Genomic DNA, 25,620 nt, shown 5'->3' on the forward strand with positions numbered 1-25,620 from the left:
GCTGCGATGTTCCGCGTTGGTCATTTCAACGCAAGCGCAATATACCCCATCGTGGGGCAAAAAGGGAAGGATTGCTGACGTCACGTCCCCGTGTGGCAGCTATAACTTTTTGTAATGTAAAGCATTTCTGAAACGGCCTGCGTCATAGCGCCGCTTTCAGGGCGCCCTGAAGGAGAAGCAAATCCCCCGGCAGAGGCGCCTCCCAGTGGAGAAGTTCTCCGGTCCTCGGGTGCTCCAATACCAGCAGATAAGCGTGCAGGGCCTGCCGCCCGAGAGCGGCCAGGACTGCTTGCGACCCAGGGCCAAGCTGGTTCGCCTTGGTCTTGAAATGCGGGCCGTAGACGGCATCGCCCAACAGGGGGTGGCCGATATGGGCGAGGTGGACGCGGATCTGGTGGGTGCGCCCGGTCTCGAGCTCGCAGGCGAGCAGGGAGGCAATCGGCTTGCCGTCCCGCCCGGCAAAACTTTCCAGAAGCTCCCAATGCGTCACCGCCTCTCGGCCGCCCTGGCGCACCGCCATCTTCTCCCGCGCATGCGGATGGCGATCGATCGGTGCATCGACGGTGCCGCGATGGCGGCCCGGAAGCCCCCAGGCGAAAGCCATGTAGCCGCGCCGCATCGCACCCGTCCGGCCGTGGTCGGCGAACTGCGCGGTGAGCGAGGCATGCGCGAGGTCGTTCTTGGCGACCACCATCAGTCCTGTGGTGTCCTTGTCCAGCCGGTGCACGATGCCGGGCCGGCGCACGCCACCGATGCCCGACAGCGAGCCTCCGCAATGGGCGATCAGCGCGTTCACCAGCGTGCCGGTCTCGTGGCCCGCCGCAGGGTGCACCACCAACCCCCTGGGCTTGTTGAGGACGACGATGTCGTCGTCCTCAAACACGATGTCGAGGGCGATATCCTCGCCTTTCGGCTCCGGCGGGGCCGCTTCAGGCACGTCGATTGTGATCGTATCGCCGGATGTGACGTGATAAGCGGGGTCCCGGAGCGCGGCGTCCCTCAGGCTCACCGCGCCTGCCAGGATCAGGGCTTTCAGCCTTGATCGCGACAGCTCAGCAAGGTGCACCGCCAGCACGCGGTCGAGCCGGGTCGAGCCCTCGTCTCCGGCGACGACAACCTCCAACCTTTGCACAGAGCCAAAATTTTCCATGACGACGTCTGATACCGCTGTTCCCGAACCGAGCCCCGAGCAGGCCGCGCTGTTCGCGCGGGTGCGGCGGATGATGCTGATCGCTGGGTTGACCACGGCGCTGGCAATCTGCGCCGTCCTGATCGCGGTGGGCTACCGCCTTTTCAAGTCGGAGGGAAGGGCGGTCGAGCCCGTCGGCGACATCACCGCAACCCTGCCGAAGGGCGCCAAAATCGTATCGAGCGGCGTGGCCGGCGATCTACTCGTCATCACGATCGAGATCGGCGGGATCACCGAGATTCGCACCTTCAACCCCCACACCTTGAAACCGGCCGGAAAGCTGAAATTTGCCAATGAGCCGTAAAACGCCCGTTCGGGTCCTTGCGGCGGACAAATTTCGAGGTTATTGGCTAACCCTCACGCTCCCTTCGTCTAGCGGTTAGGACGCGGCCCTCTCAAGGCTGAAACAGGGGTTCGATTCCCCTAGGGAGCGCCATTTCCCTCCTAATTGCCTGACATCGCAACATCTATTCGGTTCGGCTTCCTCGTTTGCTACGTCTTCGTGCTACGGGAAGCGACGAATGCCGCGTGTCTCTCACCTGATCAGGCGTAACGGTATCTATTGGTTTAAGATCGATCTGCCCGACGACCTTGCTGGTCGGGCACTTCCACATTCAATCCCAGACAACATCAAGCGACTAGTAAGCCCGCTCCGACGCGGTCACCTCAAGACAGCGGTGTGGCTCTCACTGAGGACCACGTTGGATCGAGAGGCCAAGCAGCGCGTCGGCATTCAGATCGCACAGCATGCAAGCCTGTTCGACGTGGCGAGAGCATTCCTGACCGGCAGCGATCAGCGCTCCGAAGAAGCGGTGAGGTTGGGAGGTCAGGATCAGTTGCCTGCAAAGCAAGGCGTTTGGATTGAACCCTGCGCGGTTCGCCTGCCTCTCCCAATGCCAGCCTGTGCCTCAATTGGCGCTGAGGCCATCAACGGACGAACGGGACCAACTGTAGAAGGCTTGACGATGAGCAAGGCATTCCAGTCTTGGTCGAGCGCGGGCGGTGTGAAGGGCGCAAAGAAGCCAGCCTCCAACACTGTCACCGAAGCTGACGCTGCTCGTCGCCGCTTCGTCGAATTGTTCGGAGACTTGTCCCTCCATCGCATCCACAAGGGGCATGGCCGCGAATACCGGGATGCCATCTCCAGAATCCCGAAGGGGCTTCCTGCCGAACTGAAACGGCTCCCATTGACGCAACTTCTGCAACGCGACCTGAGCGCCTACGAACCGCGATCTGCAACGACAATCAACAAGTCCTTGACCCTGCTCGGTGCCGTGCTTGCCCGTGCTGAACAGGATGGCTATTTCGACGGCACAGGATGGCGCAATCCCTTCGATGTGGCGTTCGAGGTTGATCCCGCAGATGAGGACTATTACGAACCGTTCAGCAAGGATGAGTTGAACTTGTTGATGGCAAGCCCTGTGTTCTCTGCCCGTGTGCGCCCGGTGCGCGGACGTGGTGAGACCGCAAAATGGGCACCGCTGCTTGCCCTGTTTCAAGGTGCCCGCCGCACCGAGGTGATTCAGCTATTGGTTCAGGACGTCGCCAAAGACCCCGACACCGACGTATGGACGCTTCGATTCGACCGCGAAGGTGACAAAAGGATCAAGACCGTGTCCTCGGTCCGGCGTGTCCCAATCCATCCTGAACTGCTGCGGCTCGGCTTCCTGTTGTTCGTGGAGGAGCGCCGCAGGGCGGTTGGGCCGCTAGCAAGCCTCTGGCCCGAGTTTGAGGACAGGTGCAAGCTTGCAAGCCGCGCCAACAAATGGAGCGAATGGTTCAACGCCTATCTCGCACAGCATGTCATTGATGACCCCGTGAAGAAGTTTCATTCCTTTCGAGGAACCTTCAAGCGGTATGGCCGTGCTGCCGGAGTGGATGAGGTCGTGATCAACCACCTCGTCGGCCACTCGAACAGCAGCGTGGGCGCTCGGTATGGCCGCAAGCGAGACGCAGACGGAGTCAGGGATACCGGCTATCCGCTGCCCCGGTTAGCGGAAGAGATTGGCAAGGTTGGGTTTGATGGGGTGAATTTCGGTAGTCATGATCGAGGCGAGACTCCACCCCCAGAGTCCTAGCGAATCCGTTGGCGAGTTTTTCCTGTTGCCGCACCTTGCTACCCAACAACCGCGAAAACGAATCCACGGCCTTGTCTGGTCGATTGAGAGTCACCTGAGGAGCGGCCAACCCTGTGCATTGGTGTCGATCTGTTGCACGATAGGTTCCCCGTGAAAGCCGAAGTGGATTCAGGCGACCATCGCCTCACCATAGCCATGTTCGAGGGATCGATGGCCCGCAGTTCGCTCCGACATGAGACCGCGCCCCCTGATGCTGGACAAGACCAAGACGCCGACCTCGAAGCGACCGAGACCAACCAAGCATCAATGGTTTGACCCATGGCTAATCGCCCGCGGCGAGCCATTGAAGCACCTTGTGCGGCAAGTCACCGCTCTCGCTCAAAGCCAAGAGCAGCGCCAGCGAGCGCGGCGTCCAGACGACCAGAGGAACCACCTGCGCATCATCGAGGGCGTGGTCTGCAATCTGGCTTACGCGGTCATCAGCCCGCCGCCTACCGGCTGGCTTGCCATCAACACCCGCAATGGTGAGCGCGGCAAGGGCAGATACGACAACAGAGCTTTCGGCACCACGTACAGGAACCTCTTGGCGCTGCTGGAGGCCAATGGCCTGATGCAGCGTCAAATCTCCAACGCGATACGGGGAGAGGTGAGTTCGATAAAGCCGACCCGGCGGTTTGCCGACATGGTCGCAGCGGACATCACATTCGCTCACTTCGCCCGTGATCCGGCGCAGGAGTTGCTGTTGCTCGCCCGCGTGACTCGGAAGCAGTCGCCGGAAAGCCGCAAATGGACGAAGACCAAGAAGTTGGAGGACTACGCGGACACGCCCGTTACGTTGAGCTACCGGGCAGCAGTTCGAGACCTGAATGCGTTCCTGGACAGCGCGGACATCTCTTTCATCGACGATGGCCTTGAACCTGCGGTTGACCCCCATGGCCGGACACTGACCCGGCGCTTCACAGTCTTCGACGCTCAGGAACATCGGTATGATCAGGTCGGGCGGCTGTTCGGCTGTTTCTGGATGACGATCAAGAGGGAGCGGCGGAAGCAGATCAGGATCGATGGCGAGCCAGTGGCCGAACTGGACTACTCGACCATGTTCACCAGACTCGCTTACGCTCACCTGCGGCTAACAGCACCAGAGGGCGATCTCTACGCGATCCCCGGCCTTGAAGCCCACCGCGACGGCGTCAAGCTCGCCATGAACTGCTTCCTGTTCGATGAGACCCCGAAGCGCAGGACGTGGCCGAAGGACATGAGCCTCACTGCCGAAACGGGCGCTGAGGCTACGGAGGAGGACACCTTAAAGGGCAAGCTCCCTGACCGCTGGACCGTCAGGAAGACCAAGAAGGCCATTCTGGCCGTTCATCCCGCTCTTGAGCGAGCGTGGGGCCGTGGGCTTGGCTATCGTCTGATGTGGCAGGAGAGCGAGATACTGCTGGCGGTTCTGCGTGAGTTGATGGAGCAGAACGTCCCCGCGCTTGGCCTCCATGATGGTCTGCTTGTTCCTTCATCCAAGACGGAGATCGCTCTCAAGGCGATGCGGGAGCAGTCGAAGGCTATTGTGGGAGTGCCGCTACCCTGCTCGCGCAAGGCTTGAGGAGGGACGATCCTTACGCTTCCCATACATGGGTAAGCAGTAGGTCTACATCGTTCACCGTGTTGGAGCGGTAGCCTTGGTCTACACTGCTCGCTCAGGCTCACCCCATCGAACTTGATGATTATGAGGCCATCTCAACGGGTGTGGACACCGTAGACATGGTGGACAGGTGAACATGCGTGAGGGGATCCCCGATCATCATCTCTATTGAGCGATACGTAGGCTCCCACTGTTCAATTTGAACAGATGGTTCCATCAGAACTCAGGTGGAGGAGGCTCGGTCCAACCCGGTGAACCCTCCATCCTATGCAGTAGCTCACGTACCTCCACGATCATGATGCCGCGCTGCTGCGGGTCGCTTACCGATTGGAAATGGGTAAGCAGTGCGCCAGCCAGCCTACTCGCGGTGTCGGGAAGTTCAGGTGCCTTGCTGGCACGGCGTTGCCCTTCATAGTCATCGCTCGCCGTACTTGCCCCTCCCATGGCCTTGGCGATGTCGGGGTAATGCTCAGTCATCCAGTTGCGGATGGTGCCGTGGGATCGATTGATGGGGAGTTCGGCAGCGATATCGCGATAGGACTTGTACTTGATCCCCGTTAGGCTCTTGGCTTTGATGTGCCGCTCCGTCGCGATGTAGTTCTTGAAGACGTTCAGATGATCCTGCCTGGACAAGGGCACGCCGTGCTTGGCATTGGCTATCGATGCTGCCCATCGGGCATCATCCCTTGTCATCGGCTCAATTTCGGCATCGACGTAAGGTCTACCGAGCCGCTTGAGAGCGGTGATCCGGTGCCAGCCGTCGATCAGCATCAACATGCCATCGACTTCGGCCACGCGAACGGGGTCAAGCTCCCGTTCTAAGCGATACGCCTCCCTGTACTGCCCGATGGCCTGTTCGTTCAGCTTGCTGCGTACTTGGAAGGTTGGATCGAGGACCAGTCGATCGATTGAAATGCGCTCGCACCGCACCGCATTAGTCATGTTCTCTTTGGTGATCATCATTCCACCTCCGAGAGCGCCTCGTAGTAGACCAGCCTTTCCTTGCGCTGCTCCTCCTCCTCACGCCGCTCAAGCTGTGCCACCCTCACTCCAGCAGGGCCGAACAATTCCACCAGCAGGCCGCTCAGATACTCAACGGTCCTTGGCTCCAGTTCCTTTATGGCTCGCCGCTCACGACCATCGCTGGCCCCGCTCCAATGGGAGAAGCTGGTGCTGGAAAGGGTTCGCACCCGTCTAACAAGCTGGGTGCGGAAGCCGATCTCGTTCTTGAACAGGCGAGGATCGTGATCCTGGAGCAGGTACATCGCGATGACGGTGACCGCGACCTCGCGGCCTGAGACCGTGTTCGCCAAGCGCACCAATTCCTTCGTTCCCGCTCGGACATAGCGGTAGATCGTCTTGGGAAGCTCTGCTCGCCATTGGGCGGTCAGCATGTCCCAGCGCTGATCGCAGATCGACCAGAGCTTGGCATCAGGCTGCTTGGTAATCCTCGCCTGAACCTTGTCGATGAACGGTCTCAGGTCCGTCTTGCTGATGGTCCGCTGTTCTTCGTGACCGTGACGGCGCTTGCGGGACCTGTGCTTCGAGCAGAGGAGTGAGTGACCGGCGCGAGCATTCGCGCAGCCGTTTACACGGCAGCGTGGCTTCATAGTAAACCTGTATCAGCTTCCTGATTTCTGCGGCCCTACCCCAACAGACAGACGCAAACTGCTGTGGTCAGGCCAATCGCGTTCCCTTGATAGCGGGAAAGCGCGGGGACTTTGCTTCGCCAGCCAATACCCACAAATGAAGGGGGTCGTCAAGAATAATCGTGTGTTCCCAATGGGTTATCCATGTGTGGATGGCATTTCCCGAACAAGTTGATAGGTTTACAGTGATCGGGAAAAGCGGCACCGGGTCAATCGATGAAGGGCTATCAGGTACAGCTTGAGAAGCTGCGGAAGGATGCGGCGGAATGCGATCTGATCCGCGACTTCGCTGTCGATAGTGTGAGCGTGATCTATTTGACCGACTCGCCGGTCAGACGCTTCTCATAAAGACGGATTGACCGAATCGCATGTCGTGCTTCCAAGGACCTTGCGGATGACCATGTCTCGGTGGATTGGTTTGGTGGAAGTGGTGGGTAGTGTGATCAGGCAATTGTGGAATGGAATGCTGTTTCTAGCCCTCGTCTTTCTGCCATGCGACATTGACGCTCAAGCGCAGTCTCGTCGTGCGGTTGATCAAAAGGCCAACGCTTCGGCCAAGAGTGCGCCTGCCACGATTACTTCGGCAGGACGAGGCGCGTCGGAAGTTGCCGAACGAATGCGGTTCGATGGAAGGCCACCTGATCCAAAGCTGATCTTTTTGGCCGGGAATGCGTGGACCATATACGCGAGCGGCCCCATCGACGCGGAAGCTGGCAAGCGCCTAGAAGCGTATCTGGCTGCGAACCGAGTTCCTATGCAATCCCACTTTTATTTCGACTCGCCGGGTGGCAGTCTTCTTGCCGGTATGGAGCTTGGGCGGGTAATTCGAAAGCATGAACTCAGAACGAACGTTGGCGCGGCGAGGGTAGACAATTTGACTGGGCACAGCGCGGGTCCAGGAGGATGCTTTAGTTCTTGCGCACTGGCGTTTCTGGGAGGAAAATTCCGCTTCTTGAACAAGGACGCACGATACGGCGTCCATCGCTTTTCATTCAAAACCCCTGTTGCCAGCGCGGTGGATGTCGCCCAAGTAGCGTCCGCTGCAATCGTCCAATATCTGCGAGATATGGACGTTGATACCGGGTTGTTCACCCTCGCGAGTTCAGTCGGCGAATCCGAGATTTTCGAGCCAACTCAATCCCAGTTGACTACGCTCAATGTGGTCAACAATGGCTTCACGCGCCCAGTATGGACCATTGAAAGCGCTCCAAACGGAGAAGGAATCTACCTCAAGGGAGAACGAGACACCGTATTTGGTATGAACAAGTTCATGTTGCTGTGTGACTCAAAGATCATTCTTCTCTACGCAATTTTTGATCCTCAACAGCGCGAGGCCGAAGTCCTTACGTTCCCGGTCGATTATCTGGTTGTAGACGGGAGGCAAGAACGGATCGATCAAGCCAGAATCTTCCGCAAAGAAGTGCGAGGATGGATCAATGCCTCCTACAAGCTAACGACGGCACAAGTCACAGCGATCTCCCGTGCGCACACTGTCGGGGTTGCAATGATGCCAAGAGAAGATTCTCCAGCTTTTTTGGGCTTCGATTCGATGCCGGTTGACGCTGGGACAGCAAAAATTCGAGGCTTCATCCAAGCCTGCAAATAGGTGGTGAAAGTCTCGGTTAGGGTTGCTGCGGGATTGTAAGCGAGGATGCTGGCCCACATTTCGCGCCTTAGTAGATTACAAACGTGGCAGAAGCTATGAAATGGATGCTGGTGGTATTGGTAGGCGGTGTCTCGCCCGTCAACACCGATCTGGTGTTTGATAGTTCAGCGACTGTCTCGCCGCTGAGGAGCAGATGCGGCAGCACTACGCTGATGCGTTCGATGCGTGGGACCGCGTGGCTGCGGCAAGGATCGACCGGCGCAGGGACTATAAGAAAGCCCGCGATGTCGAAGCCAAACGGCTCTTGAGCAATGTCGAGACGTGCGTCCCGCATGGTGGCGGCGATCAGCAGCGTGTCACTGCACCGCAGTAGCAAGCTCCCACTACATCGCCGCGGCAGCCTGCTACGTCAGTTCCGCAGCCTGAACCAGCACCGCAGCCGACGTCGCCGCGAACATAGTGGCAGCGACTTACAGGTGAGACGGCAGGTTCGCCGCTCTAGCTTCTGATGTCTGTGGCTGTTGCAAAGTGCTTGTCGGAAAAGTAAGAGCCGAAACCTTGGTTGATGGAGACCGCATGCCTCGAACTATATCTTCACTATTTGTCGTACTCGCACTCTCAGCCGTAATCACGACACCATTTCCCGCTTCCGCAGCAAGTATGATGGATGCGTTTGCAAGTCTTCTCAGCCAAGAGAAAACGCCGGTTGATCGGTTGTTTTTTGCTCTAGGTTTGGACCATGTGCACTGTTTCGCGGCTTGGGAATATGCCAGAGCGGCAGGAAATCCCGCGTTCGCGGTCGATAAATGTACATCGGACATCGGTAATACGGGCATTTCGGAGTTCAAGCCGAACCTGCGCAACTCGGAAACTGAAACTACGCTCAAGGAACTGGTCGTCTATTGGCGGGCCGAGTTGGCAAGCATGGGCTTAAAGGACTATTCCGAAGAGGTAGCAGTATTACGCCGCATCAAGAGCATGACAGAGCGTATTCGTGTCCAAAACGAATGGCGGTAGGTGCGGAATGAGGCTGTTGAGGGCTTCATCGTAGAAATACTAATTGGCGGCATAGGCGTTGAGCGCCTTGTAGATCGCGCCGCGAGAACATCTCAGCTGCTTGGCGATAGCGGTCGCACCAAGTCCCTGCGAGTGCAGTGTCCTGATCTGGGTGTGATCGAGGCTTATGGGGCGACCTTTGTAAATACCCTTGGCCTTGGCCTTGGCGATGCCAGCGGCCTGCCGCTCTTTGATGAAGCCCAACTCCATCTCAGCGACCATGCCAAGCACGGTGACCACCATGCGCCCAAGCGGCCCTGCGGTGCTGACCTCTGGCTCAAGAATGCGGAGCGATGCTCCCTTCTGATCCAATTCGTGGACGAGGTTCAGGGCGTCGCGAGTTGATCTGCCAAGGCGGTCGAGTTTCACGACCACAAGCGTGTCGCCCGGTCTGATGAAGTCAAGGATGGTCTCCAACTCGGTTCGGCCCTCGCGGCTCCTGCCAGACGCCTTCTCCTGCCTTACGATGTCACAGCCAGCGGCCTTCAAGCGCTCAAGCTGCGTGTCGGTCTTCTGGTCTGTGGTGGAGACACGGGCGTAACCGATGAGAGACATTGGGCAATCCTGTTCACGATGGGTACACCCGCAGTGAGCGTTCATGATGATGAACCAAAGCGTTCACTGTGGGTTGGCTAAAGATATAATGAACATATTCCCCATTGGGTCAAGAGGCAAAATCAACATATCGAGGACTGGTTGCTGTGGATACGCGGTGCAATCCCCCGCGAGCGACCTCGTTTCGATGTACCTTCCGGGCCTTGAATAATAAGGGAGTTTGCCAGCGGTGGTGAAAGCTGTCGAAGTTTTTACGCCTACTGACGTACCCACGATCACATACGTGGAACGTTCCGCAAAGGACTACGAACGAGAACTGAGAACAGCACTCTCGATTCCGAAAATGATTGTCTCGATTTCCGGCCCATCGAAATCCGGAAAAACAGTGCTGGTGCGCAAGGTTGTAGCGCCCGACCACCTGATCCACATCTACGGGGCAACTATCAAGCGCCCGCAGGATTTATGGGAGAACGCAATTGCCTGGATGGGTGGTCCGATACAACGGAGCCAAACCAAAGCCTCGAAGACGGCAGTTGACTTGTCCGCGACGGGAGGAGGAAAGATTGGAATCCCCTTCGTAGCCGAAGGCAAGGCCGACGTGAAAGCCGGTGTGGTGCGTGACTGGAGTGGAAGCTCCACCGAGACTTACGCTCCAGTTGGTATGGAAGACATTGCAAAAGAGATTGGTGGCAGCGAGTACATTCTGTTTATCGACGATTTTCACTACATCGAAAAAGATGTCCGTGAGGAAATTGGAAAGCAGATTAAGGCTGCTGCTGAGCGCGGAGTGCGAATATGTACCGCGTCAGTACCACACCGCGCCGACGATGTTGTGAGGAGCAATACGGAGCTTCGGGGCCGGGTGACGGCAATTGACATGACGTATTGGTCAGCAGGGGAACTTGAGCTAATTGCCTACCGGGGCTTTCGAGAACTCAACGTCGATCTAGCTCCCGATGTCCTCACCGCCCTAGCGCAGGAAGCGTTCGGCTCTCCGCAACTCATGCAAGCGATCTGCCTCAATTTTTGCTTCGATACTGAGATTCTTGAAACGCTTGGAAGCCATCAACGCATTCAGATTGATGGATCGACTCTCCGACAGATTTTTGAGAGAACTTCTACTACAACTGATTTCTCGACAATGCTCTCCACCCTCCACGCTGGTCCTAAGCTCCGCGGCACTGAACGAAAAATCTTCGGTTTCGGGGACGGGTCGCAGGGCGATGTTTACCGATGTGTTCTTCTAGCCATGAAAGCTGACCCATCTCGCCTGTCATTCCGTTACGAAGAAATGCTCAGACGGTCACGGGAGGTCTGTAAAGATGAGAGTCCCGTAGGCTCAAGCGTTTCGGAATCCCTGTCGCAAATGGCCAAGCTAGCCAAGACCATTCAAACCGCTCCAGTGATTGAATGGGACGAGGATGTTCTCGATATCGTGGAACCGTACTTCCTATTCTTCCTACGTTGGGCGTCGAGCCTGACGCTTCTCGCGAAGGACATGGGCGTCTGAATGACCCCTCCCAAGGGGGGACAACAGGCCTCGAAACCAGCCGCTGCAATCTCGCATTTTTGCGGAGTTTTTTTGAGCCATCTCCGCCGCTGTTGAGAAGCATTCCTTGCTTGCGTTGCTACGTTCTGCTGCTACGTTGCGCGTGATAGTGGACGATTGTGAACGCGAAAGCATTGGACCAAGCGAGGTGGAAGGAAGCGGGAAACGAGGCTATGTCCTCTCCCTCACGCTCCCTTCGTCTAGCGGTTAGGACGCGGCCCTCTCAAGGCTGAAACAGGGGTTCGATTCCCCTAGGGAGCGCCATTTCATACGAGACTGGGTACTCCAAACCCCCGGCTGTTTTTCCACCTGAAGCCGCAACGAGCGTGCGCATGAGCGGGCTTTTCGCATGGCTAGGCGCAGGCGCTCTCTTACGCAGTCGTGCCGGCGATCGAGCGGCGGATCTCCCGCTGCACTTCCGCGCTCGATAGAAACAGATCGTGATTGATGATGCTCCAGCCTTCCTGCGAAGCATCGACCACGCGCACGCCGAGCCGCTGGATGACTGCCTTCTCGGCGGCGCCGACCCTGGTCATTCCACCTGCGATTTGTCCCGATAGAGCCAGAGCGCGATCGTTCGTCGCGGCGATCACGGTGATCTTGCCGGCAAGCGGACCGATGCGGTGGATCGCCGACGCGAACACGTCCATGTCGATGTCGGGCGCGGCAAACACGACCGTGCCGATCTTGCTCGTAACAGTGTCGCCGTATCGCGCATAGAGCTGACGCAGGCTTTCGAGCGTCAGCATGGTTCCCATGCTGTGCGCAACGATGTGCACGCGGCCGGCGCCTGAAGCGGACACGAGGGAAGAGAGCACGCGTTCGAAATCGTCGCGAGACCACATCGCGCTGTCGCGGTCATAGGCATAGTCGAACAGTCCTGCCTTGGAGGGCCAGGAGAACATCATGGTCCGCCCGCGGAACTTGATCCCATCGGAGAGATGTGCGGCATCGAGCGCGGCGGTTTCGAATGTCTGCTTGAAGCCGTGCACATAGATCAGCACGTCTCCTCCTCCGCCGGTCTGCGCGAGAAGGTCGCCAATTTCGGCCTGCACCGGTTCGACCTGATCGAGCCGCCAATCGCCCAGTCCGACCGAGGCGAGAGAGAGACGGCTCTCGTCCGGCGCCACCAGCTTTGCCCGCGCGACTGTCATTGTGGTCGCGCGTTCCGACCCGAACCAAGGCTTCGTGCGACCACCCTTCACGGGCTTGCGTGTGGTGGTGACGAGCAATGTGGGGTCAACGGAGAGCGACGATGCGTCGTAGCGCGCGCCGGTCGCGCCCAAGCCTGCGCATCCGCTGAGCGCGAGAGCGCTGCCTGCCGACACAAGCCCGCCCAGGAGCGCGCGGCGCGAAAGAGAATGATCAGAGTCGCGTTGCGGTAAATGTCGAACGATCACACGGAACCTTTGGGAACTTTGCCCACCGTAGCGCCACCCCGCCTAACTCCCTGAATGACAATGGGGGCGAGAAGACGGCGGAGTGGCTTCGCGGTCGGTTGCATGGTCTCTTACCGTTCCGTTGGATCTTCTTCATCAGCGGTGCGAGCACTCTCGGCCCGTTTCGAGGTCGAAGCGCGGCGTCTGGATGTGCGTCCGCTGGTGACGGGATGGGACTCACTGAGGTCTGGCAGGGAGCGCCATTCCAGCCCGAGTGTGTTGACGGGCTGATCAGCCGGACTGAAGCCAATCGTCCGCGGTGAAAGCTTCCAGCTCGGCGAAATACGCCTCGTTCGGATCGGACCTCGCGTCGGGGTCGCCGCCCGATTTGGCTCCGTGGATCAGATCGTGCATGTGGGCGGCAAGCACCGAGCCGATCGCATGAATGGCTTCGTGGCGGTCGAGCCCTTCGGACATCAGCCGCTCGGCCGTGCCGCGCACCGGCAGCGCGGCATCGGCAATCTGGCTCTCGACGACGGCATGAAAGACGGCGTGAGCTTGCTCCCGCGGAAAGCGGATCCCGGCGCGCCGATGGTACGCGACGACGAGATTGATCCGTTCCTGCTCGTCCAGCGCAAGCCACTGATCCGGGTCCGGCTCCACGAATGGATCATACTCCAGCATCGCTTCGTCTTCCTGAAGCGCCCATCCGGCAACGTCCGAGGCCCGCGCATCGACTTGGGGCAATCCGGATGACGGCTCATCCAGCCTTTGTGAGATGAGGCAGCACTTCTTGAACTTCTTGCCACTGCCGCAGGGGCAGGGATCGTTTCGTCCCACCTTGTTTGAATTCATCATTGCGAACACCAGCGACAGGGTCGAGCGTAAAAATGCTCTGCCGAGCAAAGAGACAATATGCGCGCCGGCGGCGAGTTGAGCAACTCCCCGGCCGATGGCGCAGCAGCCATGCGGCCGTCTCGTTTACCGTCTCATTCCATCAAGGCCCAGTTCCTTCCACAGCCAACCGAAGCTGTAACTGGCCATTGCGCGGTTGTGATCACCGGATTTGGCCGTCATGTTCTCCATCATTTTGAGCCATTCGACGACCTGCCGTCGTCCGTTGTCCGTCTTGACTGCGGCACGGGGCGTCAGGCCGCCGAGCGTGCCGACCGGTTCATCGAGCACGCTGCGGTAGTGCCGATCCATTTGATCATGGATCAGCGCAGTTTGTTCCTCCTCGGAGAGATCGACTTCCCGGACCTCGGCGGCATGGCACGTGGCCATCATGTGCTCGACAGTTTCCGTCTCGATCGAGGGGTTGCCGACGCGCGAGCCGAGTAGCCGCGATAGCAGGGCGCAGCCGCGGTCGCAGCGCTCACGGGAGTTCACGCTGAGGACCACCGCCTTCTTCTCCAGCTTCAAATCGCCGAGCACGAGCGTGCCGTCGTCGCGCCAGGTCTCGAATTTCAACGTGCGCCCCGGCTGCTCGCCGGCACTCGGCGCGGCCGGTTGTTCGCTGGCGATCCAGCTCCAGGTGGTCTTACCGGTGGCGCGAAATTCATCATGAGCCAGCAAGACGGCGCGGATCTCCTTGCTCGTCGCGCCGGTCGCGTAGGGGTAGTGCGCCACGCACAGGACCAGTTCGTCTCCTTCCGTGTTGCGCAGTTCGGGAATTTCCGGCGCGCGAATCCGCTCGATCACGTCGATCAGCCAAAAGGTGGTGAACATCGAGCCGCTTGCGCGCGCCATCTCGGTGGGAGAGAGGGCGGCAATCTCCTCGTCCTCGACGTCTTCTCCAAAGGTCTCTTTCAGCGCTTCTTTCGCAATCTGCCGTCTTTCATCCTCGCCGAGCTCTGCGAATGCACGCCAGGCTTCGAGAAGGTCGTCGGCTGTCGCGGGGGCGAATACCAGCATGCCGCCGCCGATCTGCATTGTGGTGCCCACCTGCACGACGCGTGCGGCGATCCGGTCCCACGGCTTGAGGCTGCGGGTTGCGCTCCGTTCGCTGATCAGGACCGGTTCGCCGTCTCGCATGAGATCTCGGGCGCGAAACGACGTTCCGGGAACGACGTCGCTCACCTCGTAGAGGCGCATCGTCGAATGCCGTAGCGCCGCCATGTAGGTGCGGAGGGACGCAGTCTCCTTCCAGCCGCGCCGTTTCACATAATCGTCGATCGCGTTCTCGCCGTCGTCGAATTCGCGGGTCAGGAAGTCCTCGAACGCGCAGGGCCAGACCGTGCTCATGAACAGGTCCTCGCCGACGACCGACACGATATCCTCCATTTCGAGGCCGGTCTCGTCGCAGGCGGGCAATACATGGTCTGCCAGGATCTCTTCGAAGCGTTCGGCCCAGACACCGCGCATCGACCATTTGATCAGCCCATCGAGTATGTGTTTGCCGGCCATCGTCCCACTCACGTCATAAAGGTCATTCGTCGTGACCCGCGACAAGTCTATCAAGCATAGGCGGCCAGTTCGACCGGGAACCGCACCTGCCACGAGAATTCACAAGGTTCTTCGCGGGTTACCCGCACTCGTCTGGCCAATGAGGCCGGCGAAGTGGGGCGGCGAGTATGCTGGAGATTGGGTGGCACCTTCTGTACCGTAGCAGCCTCGCAGGCTTGCTGCGCGTGGCACGCCATCTCTCGAAGCTGGATTTGGTTGTTCTCTCCGAAGGAGTGAGCCTGTGGCATTGGCGATCAACATCCGGGCCGACAATCGTTCGGCGGACGAGATCGAGCGGCTGTGGGACCAGGTCGCTGCGCTCGAAGTCGAGCCGTCGATGCGTGCGCTCGGCTATCGGCCGCATTTTACATTTGCCATCTACGATTCTCCAGCGGTCGACGAGAAAGCTGCATGGGACGCGATGCTGAGCGCCGTCGCGGACGGGAAGCCGCTGCTCGCCGACGAGCGGCGTGACGAGGCCATTGCTTTCGCGCGTTCATTCGGCGGCAAGATTGAAGTGCTGTCGACGTCGTCGATTGCGTGGTCTTTCCGCCGGTCCGGGTCATCGCTGAGCGAAAATTACCGCTGTTGCCCGGCCTGTGACCTTCTTTGCGGCGTGGGCAGCCGCGTCGCTCTCATACGGCAGAGCCGGCTCAGCCGACGATTTCGATCGCATTGTGCGTACACCAATGGCGCGATGCCCGCTCCGTCGCCTCATTCTCGAAGGCACGCCAGCGATCGGTCGCGCCGCGTCGGGCGAGCAGGGTCTTGAACTTCGGATAGGCCCCTCGTTTGTTGAAGAAATAGCGGACGTCGTCGAAATCGTCCGCCAGAAACTCGCCGGCGAAATCGAGGACGAGCGACTTGCCCAGGCCGAGTTCGCGCTTGTCCGGCAGGGCGACGTACTTCTCCTCGTCCTCAATGTCCTCCGGCAGGTCGTCGTACAACTCCGCGGCGTCAGGGAAATCGGTTTGATAGTGAATTGTCCCGGTCCGCTTGCAGACGAAGGCGCGAAATTCTCCCAAGTTTCCGCCGGTGTTGGCGAACTCGAAGGCTTTCGATGATGTCCTCGAACTTCACTGGCATAATGTTTGATCGCCATGTACTCGCGACTGCATCGCCGGGCGAGGCTTGTTTCGCTGTGTGATCGTCACGGCCTGCGCAAGGCCTCGGCGGTGATATCTCCCGAGTTGCGGCAAAGATCGCTGGTCGAAACCTTGGCCATGGCAGTCTCTATTGATGCTGCAAAACACAGCAAATAAGTAAATGCTGCAAGAGATGGGAACCGGCGCAGCCCGTTGCCCGTCGGGCAAAACAGTCCATACCGCAGTCAACCTCCTTCTCTCAAAATATTCCGCTTTACCGAAATTCGGGTTTGTCGTATGTGTGTGCCATCCTAGCCCAGCAAAGGGGCGGTCGTACGTCGTCACGAACGCGGGCTGGAGTGCGGTGGACGCGGGCGGCGTTAAAGGCGCGATTGTGCGTGCAGGGCGAGATGAACCTCGTGAGCATGTCACGAACCGCTATCGACGGACGGCGCTCAAACTGGCGGAACCCTTAGGCGGAGCGGGACCATGTCCGGCGAAGCCGCTTGGCGAAGCCGGAAGCTCGCGTACGGCGAAACCGTGTGGTCCTGGCCGTCGTTGCTACGGTCAAGCTTTTGCGAAGGCGTCATCGCGTCAACCGGCGCGGTGCCGTGCATTTCGTGGAGGTGACGGAGGCAAGAAAGAATTCGTCTCCGGGGAGAGCGCGGCATAGGCCGTCAAACCATCGCGCAGGGAAGGCCTGGTCTCGGCTGCCCTGTGTCTCCCCTGTGCATTGCGTGTGCAGCATTTTCGCATAGGGGCTTTGTGGGTGCCAGTCGGCGCCCGGTCTTCCCTGCGCCCTTTCTTCGGAGAGGGGTGAAGCGAGAAGCATAGCTCGGGCAAAACATGCCGCGAGGCTGCGATCGCGTATCTGCGATCAGGCTGCGTCAATTGCACTGCACGCTGGTCTGGCGGGTTCCCGACTGGCCTGAGGCAAGGCGAAACAGAATCTCAACCGAAACCCGCTAGGTCTGGCTCATCCTCTCTCCACAGGTCTTCGCAATGAAATTATTCTGGCGCTCCTCGGCCGTTATTCTGCTTTTGCTGTTCCCGAATCTTTCCGCCCAGGCGCAGGAAGACCGGCTCGTCAAACTGTCGCCGAGCATCCAATATCAGCGCATCGCCCGCTGGGATGCCGATCAGCTGAACAAGATTCTGCAGGTCGATACCCCCGCCTTCGCCGGCATCACGGCGACCTACACTCCGGCGCGCAATGCTGTGCGGCTCTATCGCGTGACCTATTCGTCCGTCGTGCCGGAGCGCGGCAACAAGCCGACGGTCGCGTCCGGACTTCTTGCCATCCCTGAAGGCGAGGGCACGTCGTTTCCGATGGTGTCCTATCAGCATGGCACCGTTTACGGAAAGCAAGAGGTTCCCTCGTTCCCGGATCAGTCGCCGGAAACACAGCTCATGATCGCGCAGTTCGCCGGGCAGGGATATGTGGTCATTGGCGCCGACTATTTCGGGCTTGGCACGTCCTCCGAGCCGGAAGGCTACATGGTGAAAGCGAGCCACCAGCAGGCGACCTACGACATGCTGATGGCAAGCCGCGTCGTGCTCGATCATCTCAAGCTTGCCACGCCCAAGCTGTTTCTTGCCGGCTGGTCGCAAGGCGGGTTCGTGACCATGGCGATGCTCGAGAAGCTCGAGCAATCCGGCGTCAAGGTCGACGCGGCCGCGACCGCGAGCGCGCCGCTCGACGTGTTCGTTGCGCTGAACGGATTTCTCAGTTTCCCGCGCAAGAACGATGCGAGCTGGGTGAATTCGCTGTTCATCCTCTCGGCGTTCTCCTTCGAGAACTATTATGGCGTGCCCGGGCTCGCGCGCTCGCTGATCGCGGATGCCTATTATGACGTGTCGCGCAAGGCCTACATGCGCGAACCCTTCACTCCCGCCGACGTGCCGACCGATCTGCACAAGTTGATCCGTGCCGATTATTTCGATCCGCAGTTCTTCGCGGCATCGGCTTACGGCCGGCTCATCGCGCAGACACAGGCGTATCGCTGGATCGTCAGGAGCCCGGTCCGCAACTATTATGGCGAGACCGACGAAGCGATCAGTGTCGGGCTCGGCCAGCTCGCCATGACCTATCAGCGCGCGATCGGCAGCAGCAACCCGGCCGTCGATGCCGTCTCGACCGGCAGCACGAGCCATCGCGGCACCTTCGCGACGGCCGTGCCGAAGTGGAAATCATGGTTTGACGGGCTCTGACGGCACGCGCGATTCCGCATGATGCGTCGGCATCGGCGGAGGTGGTCGTCGCTCCCGGAATCTGCCTCAATGCGAATGGAGCTGGCCCTGTGCGGCCGGTCTCCGCCTCCGAAGCTGCTGCCGGGCCTTTGGAGGTTTTGGCATCAGCTTTTCGGAGTGACGATATGAGCGGTTTGGTGATCTCGGGCGGCCGGGTGGTGGATCCCGCGAGCGGGATGGACGCCGTCGGCGATGTGGCAATCGTGGATGGCAAGATCGCCGCGGTCGGCTCCTCGCTCGGCGGCGCCGAGCAGGTGATCGACGCGGCCGGGCTCGTGGTCGCGCCCGGCTTCATCGACCTGCATGCGCACGGCCAGTCGCTCCCGGCCGACCGCATGCAGGCGTTCGACGGTGTGACGACGACGCTCGATCTCGAGGCAGGCGTGCTGCCGGTTGGGTCCTGGTATGAGCGCCAGGCCAGGAAGGGACGCGTGCTGAACTACGGCGCCGCCACCAACTGGGCCTTTGCGCGCATCGGCGCGATGACAGGCTCGAACGCCGAGAGCTCGCTGGAGGCGTTCGGCAACGCGATGCGTGACCGGCGCTGGATGGACAACGTCGCGAGCGATGCGGAGGTCGCCGGCATTCTCGAGCGTCTTTCGCGCGGCCTGAACGAAGGCGGCATCGGCATCGGCATTCTCAACGCCTATGCGCCGGGCGCCGGCGTGCAGGAGCTGACCGCGGTGTGTCAGCTCGCGGCTGCGCAGGACGTGCCGACCTTCACTCATGTCGCCTACATGTCGCGCGTCGACCCCGAGAGCGCGGCGGAAGCCTATATTCGCCTGATCGGCTATGCCGGCGCCACCGGCGCGCACATGCATATCTGCCATTTCAACTCGTCGAGCAAGACCGACGTCGAGCGCTGCCGCGTGCTGATCGCGAAGGCGCAGGCCCAGGGCCTGCCCATCACGGTCGAGGCCTATCCCTACGGCACCGGCTCGACCGTGTTGGCGGCTGCCTTCTTCAGCGACCCCGAGTTCGTCGAGCGCAACGGCACCGGTTACGATTCGGTGCAGCGCGTGACCGACGGCCATCGCTTCCGCGATCGCGAGGAGCTGCTCAAGGCGCAGGCCGACGAGCCGTCGTCGCTGGTGCTGTGGCACATCCTCGACACCGAGAACAATGCGCATCATCGCGACCTCCTCGACATGTCGGTGCTCTATCCCGGCGGCGCGATTGCCTCCGACGCGATGCCGTGGACGACGTCGGACGGCAAGACCTACACCGGTGATGCCTGGCCGCTGCCGGATGACGCCACCTCGCATCCGCGCTCGGCGGGCTGCTTCACGAAATTCATCCGCGAATGGGTGCGCGAGCGCAAGACCGTGTCGCTGCTCGAAGGCGTGCGCAAATGCGCGCTGATTCCCGCGGAAATCCTGTCGCAGAGCACGCCCGCGATGCGCGCCAAGGGCAGGCTTGCGAAGGACGCCGATGCCGACATCGTCGTGTTCGACTACGAGAAGCTTAGCGATCGCGCGACTTTCACCGCGATGAACCGCCCGTCCGAAGGCGTGCGGCATCTGATCGTCAGCGGCCAGCCACTGATCAGCGACGGTGTGCTGGATGTGGCGGCGCGGCCCGGCCGTCCCGTGCGCCGGCCCGTCATTGAGGGCTGATCCATGCCGATCCCCATTCTCCTGGTGACGGGCTTTCTGGGGGCTGGCAAGACCACGGTCGTCAACCATTTGCTGGCGAACGCGGAGGGACGGCGGATCGCCGCAATCGTCAACGACTTCGGCGCGATCAACATCGATGCGGAGCTGATCGCGGGCGCCAGCGACGGCGTGGTCAGTCTCGCCAATGGCTGCATCTGCTGCTCGCTCGAAGGCGATCTCTTGCGTACGCTCTCGACGCTGCTGCGGCGTGATCCGAAGCCGGAGTACATCGTCATCGAAACCAGCGGCGTCGCCGATCCCGCCGACATCGTCCGCAACCTGATGGACCCCGTGATCCTGCGCGAGGCGCCGCTGGAGACTGTGCTCTGTGTGATGGACGCGACGACGCCGCCGACTGCCCTGGACGACGCGCTACAGCGCTCGCAATTGCGCGTCGCCGATATTGTGGCGCTGAGCAAATTGGATTTGGCAGGCGAGGGCGCGGGTACGCGGATGCGCGAGGCCATCCGGGCGCAGCGCGTCCCTGCCGTGGTGGTCGATGCGCGGCATGGCGAGCTTCCTGCCGCGCTGCTGTTTCCCGCGATTGCGGATCGCGCGCCCGCATCGCGCGATCCGGGACCGAAACGGCCGGCAGAGGAGCGCTTCGAGACACTGAGCTGGACCTCGGAGCGTCCCATCTCGCTGCCGCGCCTGCAGCAGGCGATCGGCCGGCTGGCGCCAAAACTGGCGCGTGCGAAAGGCCTGTTCGAGACCATCGAGCAGCCCGGCCGCCTGATGGTGTTTCAATTCGCCGCCGGCCGCGCGACGCTGGCCCCCGGCGATGCGCCGGCGCCGGGCGTGCCGCGGACGCGGATCGTCTTCATCGCCGAGCTCGGGGTGCTCTCGAAGGCGGAGCTCGACGGGATCATGGAGACGTGCGTTGCGGGGTGAAGCTGGGGCCTCAAGCGAATTGCGCGACGCCGTGGCCGACGGACCAGTTCTCTGCCGGCGCATCGAGCACGTTGACGAACACGTCTTCGGGACGGATGCCCGGATTTTCGCCGAGCAGGTCCGCGATCCGCCGGTACAGGGCCTTCTTCTGCTCAGGAGTGCGCGAGGCAAATACGGTGATCTGGATCAGCACGGCGTCGCCGCTGCGCGTGACGCCGTAGGCATTGCCGCAGCGGAAGTTTGCGGCGGCATGTTCGCTGATGGTCATGAACTCGTCGCCCTCGGGCACGTTCAGCGCCTCGCGCATGGCGCGGTACAGGCCGTCGAGGATCGCCTGCCGGTAGGCTTCCGGCTTTCCGGCGCGCATCGAGATGTGGAGGAGAGGCATCGCGAATTCCTCATTGACGAACGGGCGCATCGGCCCCAATTTGTTTTTGACGCAGTGTCAAGAAACCACGTTCTTGACGTCGTGTCAAATACTCTTGACGGGAGCAGAGCTTGAGGCCGCGCGAGTTCGACCACGACGACGTTCTGCGCATCGCGTTCGAGCAGTTCTGGCGCAAGGGCGTGCGCGGCACCTCGCTGTCGGACATCGCGCGCGACGCCGGTGTCCAGCGCGGCAGCCTCTACAATGCCTTCGGCAGCAAGGAGGCGCTGTTCCTCCAGGCCTATGAGCGCTATGCGGGCGACTATCTCGTCGCCCTGCAAAAGGCGCTCGGTGCGGGCTCATTGCGAAAACGCCTCATCGCGTTCTTCGACCTGACCATCACCAATTTCCGCTCCGGCACGCCGCCGCGGGGATGCCCGACCACGCGCGGATTGATGGAGCTCGGCGCGGCCGAAGGCGAGGGGCTGGATGAGGACGCGCGCCAGGCCTTCGCGAACCTCATCTCGCGCATCACCGCTCTGGTTCAGGATGCGTTGTCGGCGGGCGCAAAGCGCGGCGAATTCAGCGGCAACCCCGCGGCCGCAGCGCTGCACATCATCACCGTGACGCGCGGCCTCGCCGTAATCGAGCGTGCCTTCGGTGACGAGCCGCAGCTGCGCAAGATCGCCGCCCACACCGTCGATCTCGTGCTCGACAAAAGGGGCCGCTAGGTGTCAGCAGAAAGCGAGCGCGATGCAGCAGGCCGCGCAAGGCAGCGCGCGCGACCAACTGATATTCCGGCTCGCGGGAGCGGGCATCGCGACCGGCGTCCTCCACCCTTGACGACCTCGGCTAAAGTGACGAAGCAGGACCATCGAACCTGCCGACCCGCGCCTCGGCGCGCGGGCATGGAGACGCTGCATGTCGTTCAAGAAGCTTCTGATCGCCAATCGCGGCGAGATCGCCATCCGCATCGCGCGCGCAGCGGCGGACGCCGGCATCGCGACGGTCGCGATCCATCCCGCTGACGATGCGCTGTCGCTGCACGTGCGCGTTGCCGACGAGGCGACCGAAATCCCCGGCCGCGGCGCGCGGGCCTATCTCGACATCGAGGCCGTGGTGAAGGCGGCGAAGAGCGCCAGCTGCGATGCTGTGCATCCCGGCTACGGCTTCCTCAGCGAGAACGCTGCGTTTGCGAAGGCGTGCGCCGATGCAGGCATCGCCTTCGTCGGACCGAAGGCTGCGGCGCTCGAACTGTTCGGCGACAAGGTCGCGGCGCGGCAATTGGCAAGACGTTGCGGCGTGCCGATCATCGCCGGCACCAGCGGGCCCTCCTCGCTGGAGGAGATCACGGCGTTCTTCACCTCGCTCGGTAGCAATGCAGCGATCGTGATCAAGGCGATGGCCGGGGGCGGCGGCCGCGGCATGCGCGTGGTCGAGAACGCATCCGATCTCGTGGAGGCCTATGCGCGCTGCCAGTCCGAGGCCATGGCGGCGTTCGGCTTCGACGGTGTTTATGCCGAGCGCCTGATCCGGCCGGCCCGCCATATCGAGGTGCAGATCATCGGCGATCGCCATGGCGCGATCTCCCATCTCTGGGAGCGCGAATGCACCATTCAGCGCCGGCACCAGAAGCTGATCGAGGTGGCGCCGAGCCCGTCGCTCGGCGAGTCCCTGCGCGGCCGCATCATCGAAGCTGCGAAGCAGCTCGCCGCAGCCGCTTCTTACGACAGTCTCGGCACGTTCGAGTTCCTGGTCGACGGCAGCGCCGAGGACAGCTTTGCCTTCATCGAGGCCAATCCGCGGCTCCAGGTCGAGCACACCGTCACCGAGGAGGTGCTCGGTCTTGACATCGTCCGCGCCCAGCTCGCGGTCGCCGCAGGCAGTTCGCTCGCTTCCCTCGGTCTTGCGCAGGGCTCCATCCCCAGGCCGCGCGGCTATGCCATGCAGCTCCGCGTCAACATGGAGACGCTCGACGTAACAGGCGCGACCCATCCAACCGGCGGCGTGCTCGCCGTGTTCGAGCCGCCGTCGGGCCCCGGCGTCCGGGTCGATAGTTTTGGCTATGCCGGCTACAAGACCAGTTCCGCCTTCGACTCACTGCTGGCCAAGGTCATCGTGCACACGCCGGGTGAAGCCTGGCATGACGTCGTCGCAAAAGGCTCGCGCGCCTTACGCGAGTTCAGGATTGACGGCGTCGTCACCAACATCGCATTCCTCCAGGCCGTGCTGGCGCATCCCGATTTCAGGACCAACCGCATCGCGACCGATTTCATCGATCGCAACATCGCAAAGCTCGTCGAGGCGGCCGATGACGCGGCAAAGCCGCTCTATTTTGCCGCGACCGAGCGAAGCGGCGGTCACGGCACCGAGACGCACGCCGCGCAAGTCGTGCCCGAAGGCGCGGTGATGGTTGGAGCGCCCCTGCAAGGAACCATCGTCGCCATCCAGGTGAAGGAGGGCGAGATCGTGCGCCCCGGCCAGCAGCTCGCCGTGATCGAATCCATGAAGATGGAGCATCTGGTCATGGCCGAGCAGGGTGGCCGCGTCATGACGCTCGTTGCCGGCGATGGCGTCACGCTGATGCATGGCGAGCCCATCATGTATCTCGAGCCGCTCGATGTCGCCGCCGACGCGTCGGCTGCGGAAGCGGACATCGATCTCGACCATATCCGTCCCGATCTCGCCGAGCTGATCGCGCGCCAGGCCAATACGCTCGATGCGAATCGTCCGGCATCGGTCGAGCGCCGCCGTAACACCAACCAGCGCACCGCGCGCGAGAACGTCGCCCAGCTCGTCGACGACGGCTCGTTCATGGAATATGGCAGCCTTGCGATTGCGGCGCAGCGGCGTCGGCGCAAGCTCGACGATCTCATCAAGAGCACGCCGGCCGACGGCCTCGTGATGGGTGTTGCGACGGTCAATGCCGAGAAGTTCGGTCCCGAGGGCGGCCGCTGCATCGTTGTGGCCTATGACTACACCGTGCTCGCGGGCACGCAGGGTCACATGAACCACAAGAAGATCGATCGCATGCTGGGGCTTGCGGAAGACTGGCGCGTGCCGCTGGTGTTTTATGCCGAAGGCGGCGGTGGCCGGCCCGGCGACACCGACCGGCTCGGCATGACGGGCCTCGACGGCCCGTCTTTCGTGCAGTTCGCTAAGCTCTCCGGCCTCGTGCCTGTTATCGGCGTGGTCTCCGGTTACTGCTTTGCCGGCAACGCCGCGATGCTCGGCTGCTGCGACGTCATCATCGCCACCAAGAACGCTTCGATCGGCATGGGCGGTCCGGCGATGATCGAAGGCGGCGGTCTCGGCGTCTATCACCCGGCCGAGGTCGGCCCGGTCTCGTTCCAGTCACCGAACGGCGTGATCGATATCCTCGTCGAGGACGAGGAGGAGGCGACGCGGGTCGCGCAAAAATACCTGTCTTATTTCCAGGGCGCCGTCACGAAATGGGAAGCAGCCGACCAGCGCCTGCTCCGTCGTGCAGTTCCGGAAAACCGCCTGCGCGTCTACGACGTCCGCGGCGTCATCGACCTCGTCGCCGACAAGGACTCCGTGCTGGAGCTGCGCCGCGACTACGGCGTCGGTATGATCACGGCGCTGATCCGCATCGAGGGCAGGCCGTTCGGCCTGATCGCCAACAATCCGCGCCATCTCGGCGGCGCGATCGATGCCGACGCCGGCGACAAGGCCGCGCGCTTCCTCCAGCTCTGCGACGCGTTTGACCTGCCGATCGTCTCGCTCTGCGACACGCCCGGCTTCATGGTCGGGCCGGAAGCGGAGAAGACGGCGATCGTGCGCCACGTCTCGCGCATGTTCGTGACAGGCGCGAGTCTCACTGTGCCGCTGTTCGGCATCGTGCTGCGCAAGGGCTATGGGCTCGGGGCGCAGTCGATGATCGGCGGCGGCTTCCACGCCTCCTTCTTCACCGCGGCCTGGCCGACCGGTGAATTCGGTGGCATGGGTCTGGAGGGTTACGTCCGCCTCGGCTTCCGCAAGGAGATGGAGGCGATCGCCGATCCCCAGGAGCGCGAGACCTATTATCGCAACAAGGTCGCCGAGCTCTATGCCAACGGCAAGGCGGTCTCGATCGCGTCCGTGTTCGAGATCGACAACGTCATAGACCCCGCCGAGACGCGGCGCTGGATCATGGCGGGCCTGCGGTCGGTGCCGAAGCCGGCGGTGCGAACGAAGAAGAAGCGGCCGTGCATCGATACGTGGTGA

At 61.4% G+C, this 25,620-nt stretch carries 21 protein-coding genes, 2 tRNA genes and 1 pseudogene; 15 read left to right on the forward strand and 9 right to left on the reverse strand.

What is annotated here, in order from left to right; translation table 11 throughout:
• Positions 1-142 precede the first annotated feature (142 nt).
• On the reverse strand, positions 143-1,150 hold the full coding sequence (locus IVA80_RS35815; protein WP_247439820.1) for an RluA family pseudouridine synthase: 1,008 nt from the start codon (positions 1,148-1,150) through the stop codon (positions 143-145).
• On the opposite strand from IVA80_RS35815, the gene IVA80_RS35820 reads away from it, so the two are divergent.
• From IVA80_RS35820 to IVA80_RS35835, 4 genes are all read left to right on the forward strand, one after another.
• The gene (locus tag IVA80_RS35820; RefSeq protein WP_247439821.1) at positions 1,149-1,493 is read left to right on the forward strand and encodes a hypothetical protein; all 345 of its coding nucleotides are present in this window, start codon (positions 1,149-1,151) and stop codon (positions 1,491-1,493) included. The two genes, IVA80_RS35815 and IVA80_RS35820, sit on opposite strands and share 2 nt — an antisense overlap.
• A 57-nt stretch (positions 1,494-1,550) precedes the next feature.
• Positions 1,551-1,625: transfer RNA gene (locus IVA80_RS35825), tRNA-Glu, on the forward strand.
• Positions 1,626-1,710: 85 nt separating this feature from the next.
• Positions 1,711-3,267, forward strand: a complete 1,557-nt coding sequence (locus IVA80_RS35830; RefSeq protein WP_346348058.1) for a site-specific integrase — start codon at positions 1,711-1,713, stop codon at positions 3,265-3,267.
• 250 nt (positions 3,268-3,517) lie between these two features.
• The gene (locus IVA80_RS35835) at positions 3,518-4,867 is read left to right on the forward strand and encodes a hypothetical protein (RefSeq protein ID WP_247439823.1); all 1,350 of its coding nucleotides are present in this window, start codon (positions 3,518-3,520) and stop codon (positions 4,865-4,867) included.
• A gap of 255 nt (positions 4,868-5,122) precedes the next feature.
• Here IVA80_RS35835 and IVA80_RS35840 read toward each other — a convergent pair whose 3' ends face one another.
• On the reverse strand, positions 5,123-5,869 hold the full coding sequence (locus IVA80_RS35840) for a ParB/RepB/Spo0J family partition protein (protein ID WP_247439824.1): 747 nt from the start codon (positions 5,867-5,869) through the stop codon (positions 5,123-5,125).
• Positions 5,866-6,516 (reverse strand): hypothetical protein, encoded by a 651-nt coding sequence (locus IVA80_RS35845; protein WP_247439825.1) that lies wholly within the window; start codon positions 6,514-6,516, stop codon positions 5,866-5,868. Before IVA80_RS35845 ends, IVA80_RS35840 begins: the two co-directional genes overlap by 4 nt.
• Positions 6,517-6,771: 255 nt before the next feature.
• Here IVA80_RS35845 and IVA80_RS38485 point away from each other — a divergent pair, with 255 nt between their 5' ends.
• From IVA80_RS38485 to IVA80_RS35860, 4 genes are all read left to right on the forward strand, one after another.
• Positions 6,772-6,903, forward strand: coding sequence for a hypothetical protein (locus IVA80_RS38485; RefSeq protein WP_256467579.1), 132 nt, complete (start codon positions 6,772-6,774; stop codon positions 6,901-6,903).
• 46 nt (positions 6,904-6,949) lie between these two features.
• The gene (locus IVA80_RS35850) at positions 6,950-8,161 is read left to right on the forward strand and encodes a hypothetical protein (protein ID WP_247439826.1); all 1,212 of its coding nucleotides are present in this window, start codon (positions 6,950-6,952) and stop codon (positions 8,159-8,161) included.
• 193 nt (positions 8,162-8,354) lie between these two features.
• Positions 8,355-8,534 (forward strand): hypothetical protein, encoded by a 180-nt coding sequence (locus IVA80_RS35855; RefSeq protein ID WP_247439827.1) that lies wholly within the window; start codon positions 8,355-8,357, stop codon positions 8,532-8,534.
• A gap of 287 nt (positions 8,535-8,821) precedes the next feature.
• Positions 8,822-9,178 carry a hypothetical protein gene (locus IVA80_RS35860; RefSeq protein ID WP_247439828.1) on the forward strand — a complete coding sequence of 119 codons (357 nt, stop codon included), beginning with the start codon at positions 8,822-8,824 and terminating at the stop codon, positions 9,176-9,178.
• Positions 9,179-9,217: 39 nt separating this feature from the next.
• Here IVA80_RS35860 and IVA80_RS35865 read toward each other — a convergent pair whose 3' ends face one another.
• Positions 9,218-9,772: a recombinase family protein gene (locus IVA80_RS35865; protein WP_247439829.1), complete on the reverse strand. Its 555-nt coding sequence runs from the start codon at positions 9,770-9,772 to the stop codon at positions 9,218-9,220.
• Positions 9,773-10,001: 229 nt separating this feature from the next.
• On the opposite strand from IVA80_RS35865, the gene IVA80_RS35870 reads away from it, so the two are divergent.
• Complete coding sequence (locus tag IVA80_RS35870) at positions 10,002-11,282, forward strand: hypothetical protein (protein WP_247439830.1); 1,281 nt, start codon at positions 10,002-10,004, stop codon at positions 11,280-11,282.
• Positions 11,283-11,510: 228 nt separating this feature from the next.
• Positions 11,511-11,585 (forward strand) — tRNA-Glu (locus IVA80_RS35875).
• 107 nt (positions 11,586-11,692) lie between these two features.
• On the opposite strand, the gene IVA80_RS35880 is transcribed toward IVA80_RS35875, so the two are convergent.
• From IVA80_RS35880 to IVA80_RS35895, 4 genes and pseudogenes are all read right to left on the reverse strand, one after another.
• On the reverse strand, positions 11,693-12,721 hold the full coding sequence (locus tag IVA80_RS35880) for an alpha/beta fold hydrolase (RefSeq protein WP_247439831.1): 1,029 nt from the start codon (positions 12,719-12,721) through the stop codon (positions 11,693-11,695).
• Between the two features lie 753 nt (positions 12,722-13,474).
• Positions 13,475-13,543, reverse strand: a pseudogene (locus IVA80_RS38815) (SEC-C metal-binding domain-containing protein); the annotation flags it as partial.
• Between the two features lie 138 nt (positions 13,544-13,681).
• Entirely contained in the window at positions 13,682-15,106 is a 1,425-nt protein-coding gene (locus tag IVA80_RS35890; protein ID WP_247439833.1) for a hypothetical protein, read from the reverse strand.
• Positions 15,107-15,798: 692 nt separating this feature from the next.
• A complete protein-coding gene (locus tag IVA80_RS35895; protein ID WP_247439834.1) occupies positions 15,799-16,170 on the reverse strand; it encodes a hypothetical protein in 372 nt (123 codons plus the stop codon).
• Positions 16,171-17,232: 1,062 nt separating this feature from the next.
• Here IVA80_RS35895 and IVA80_RS35900 point away from each other — a divergent pair.
• The 3 genes from IVA80_RS35900 to IVA80_RS35910 all read left to right on the forward strand — a co-directional run bounded on the left by IVA80_RS35900 (position 17,233) and on the right by IVA80_RS35910 (position 21,026).
• On the forward strand, positions 17,233-18,441 hold the full coding sequence (locus IVA80_RS35900; protein ID WP_247439835.1) for an alpha/beta fold hydrolase: 1,209 nt from the start codon (positions 17,233-17,235) through the stop codon (positions 18,439-18,441).
• Between the two features lie 164 nt (positions 18,442-18,605).
• Positions 18,606-20,096 (forward strand): amidohydrolase family protein, encoded by a 1,491-nt coding sequence (locus tag IVA80_RS35905; RefSeq protein ID WP_247439836.1) that lies wholly within the window; start codon positions 18,606-18,608, stop codon positions 20,094-20,096.
• Between the two features lie 3 nt (positions 20,097-20,099).
• Positions 20,100-21,026: a GTP-binding protein gene (locus IVA80_RS35910; RefSeq protein ID WP_247439837.1), complete on the forward strand. Its 927-nt coding sequence runs from the start codon at positions 20,100-20,102 to the stop codon at positions 21,024-21,026.
• Between the two features lie 10 nt (positions 21,027-21,036).
• On the opposite strand, the gene IVA80_RS35915 is transcribed toward IVA80_RS35910, so the two are convergent.
• The gene (locus IVA80_RS35915; protein WP_247439838.1) at positions 21,037-21,414 is read right to left on the reverse strand and encodes a tautomerase family protein; all 378 of its coding nucleotides are present in this window, start codon (positions 21,412-21,414) and stop codon (positions 21,037-21,039) included.
• A gap of 110 nt (positions 21,415-21,524) precedes the next feature.
• Here IVA80_RS35915 and IVA80_RS35920 point away from each other — a divergent pair, with 110 nt between their 5' ends.
• Both IVA80_RS35920 and IVA80_RS35925 read left to right on the forward strand, forming a co-directional pair.
• Positions 21,525-22,124: a TetR/AcrR family transcriptional regulator gene (locus tag IVA80_RS35920; protein WP_247439839.1), complete on the forward strand. Its 600-nt coding sequence runs from the start codon at positions 21,525-21,527 to the stop codon at positions 22,122-22,124.
• 190 nt (positions 22,125-22,314) lie between these two features.
• Positions 22,315-25,620, forward strand: a complete 3,306-nt coding sequence (locus tag IVA80_RS35925) for a carboxyl transferase domain-containing protein (protein ID WP_247439840.1) — start codon at positions 22,315-22,317, stop codon at positions 25,618-25,620.

Origin of the sequence: Bradyrhizobium sp. 139 (assembly GCF_023074175.1) — a bacterium.
GTDB lineage: Bacteria > Pseudomonadota > Alphaproteobacteria > Rhizobiales > Xanthobacteraceae > Bradyrhizobium.

Excerpts from the sequence above, each read along its gene's own strand:
- IVA80_RS35820 (WP_247439821.1), top strand. The coding sequence starts at position 1,149 with ATGACGACGTCTGATACCGCTGTTCCCGAACCGAGCCCCGAGCAGGCC.
- IVA80_RS35815 (WP_247439820.1), bottom strand. The coding sequence starts at position 1,150 with ATGGAAAATTTTGGCTCTGTGCAAAGGTTGGAGGTTGTCGTCGCCGGA.
- IVA80_RS35830 (WP_346348058.1), top strand. The coding sequence starts at position 1,711 with ATGCCGCGTGTCTCTCACCTGATCAGGCGTAACGGTATCTATTGGTTT.
- IVA80_RS35835 (WP_247439823.1), top strand. The coding sequence starts at position 3,518 with ATGCTGGACAAGACCAAGACGCCGACCTCGAAGCGACCGAGACCAACC.
- IVA80_RS35840 (WP_247439824.1), bottom strand. The coding sequence starts at position 5,869 with ATGATGATCACCAAAGAGAACATGACTAATGCGGTGCGGTGCGAGCGC.
- IVA80_RS35845 (WP_247439825.1), bottom strand. The coding sequence starts at position 6,516 with ATGAAGCCACGCTGCCGTGTAAACGGCTGCGCGAATGCTCGCGCCGGT.
- IVA80_RS38485 (WP_256467579.1), top strand. The coding sequence starts at position 6,772 with ATGAAGGGCTATCAGGTACAGCTTGAGAAGCTGCGGAAGGATGCGGCG.
- IVA80_RS35850 (WP_247439826.1), top strand. The coding sequence starts at position 6,950 with ATGACCATGTCTCGGTGGATTGGTTTGGTGGAAGTGGTGGGTAGTGTG.
- IVA80_RS35855 (WP_247439827.1), top strand. The coding sequence starts at position 8,355 with ATGCGGCAGCACTACGCTGATGCGTTCGATGCGTGGGACCGCGTGGCT.
- IVA80_RS35860 (WP_247439828.1), top strand. The coding sequence starts at position 8,822 with ATGATGGATGCGTTTGCAAGTCTTCTCAGCCAAGAGAAAACGCCGGTT.
- IVA80_RS35865 (WP_247439829.1), bottom strand. The coding sequence starts at position 9,772 with ATGTCTCTCATCGGTTACGCCCGTGTCTCCACCACAGACCAGAAGACC.
- IVA80_RS35890 (WP_247439833.1), bottom strand. The coding sequence starts at position 15,106 with ATGGCCGGCAAACACATACTCGATGGGCTGATCAAATGGTCGATGCGC.
- IVA80_RS35900 (WP_247439835.1), top strand. The coding sequence starts at position 17,233 with ATGAAATTATTCTGGCGCTCCTCGGCCGTTATTCTGCTTTTGCTGTTC.
- IVA80_RS35905 (WP_247439836.1), top strand. The coding sequence starts at position 18,606 with ATGAGCGGTTTGGTGATCTCGGGCGGCCGGGTGGTGGATCCCGCGAGC.
- IVA80_RS35910 (WP_247439837.1), top strand. The coding sequence starts at position 20,100 with ATGCCGATCCCCATTCTCCTGGTGACGGGCTTTCTGGGGGCTGGCAAG.
- IVA80_RS35915 (WP_247439838.1), bottom strand. The coding sequence starts at position 21,414 with ATGCCTCTCCTCCACATCTCGATGCGCGCCGGAAAGCCGGAAGCCTAC.
- IVA80_RS35925 (WP_247439840.1), top strand. The coding sequence starts at position 22,315 with ATGTCGTTCAAGAAGCTTCTGATCGCCAATCGCGGCGAGATCGCCATC.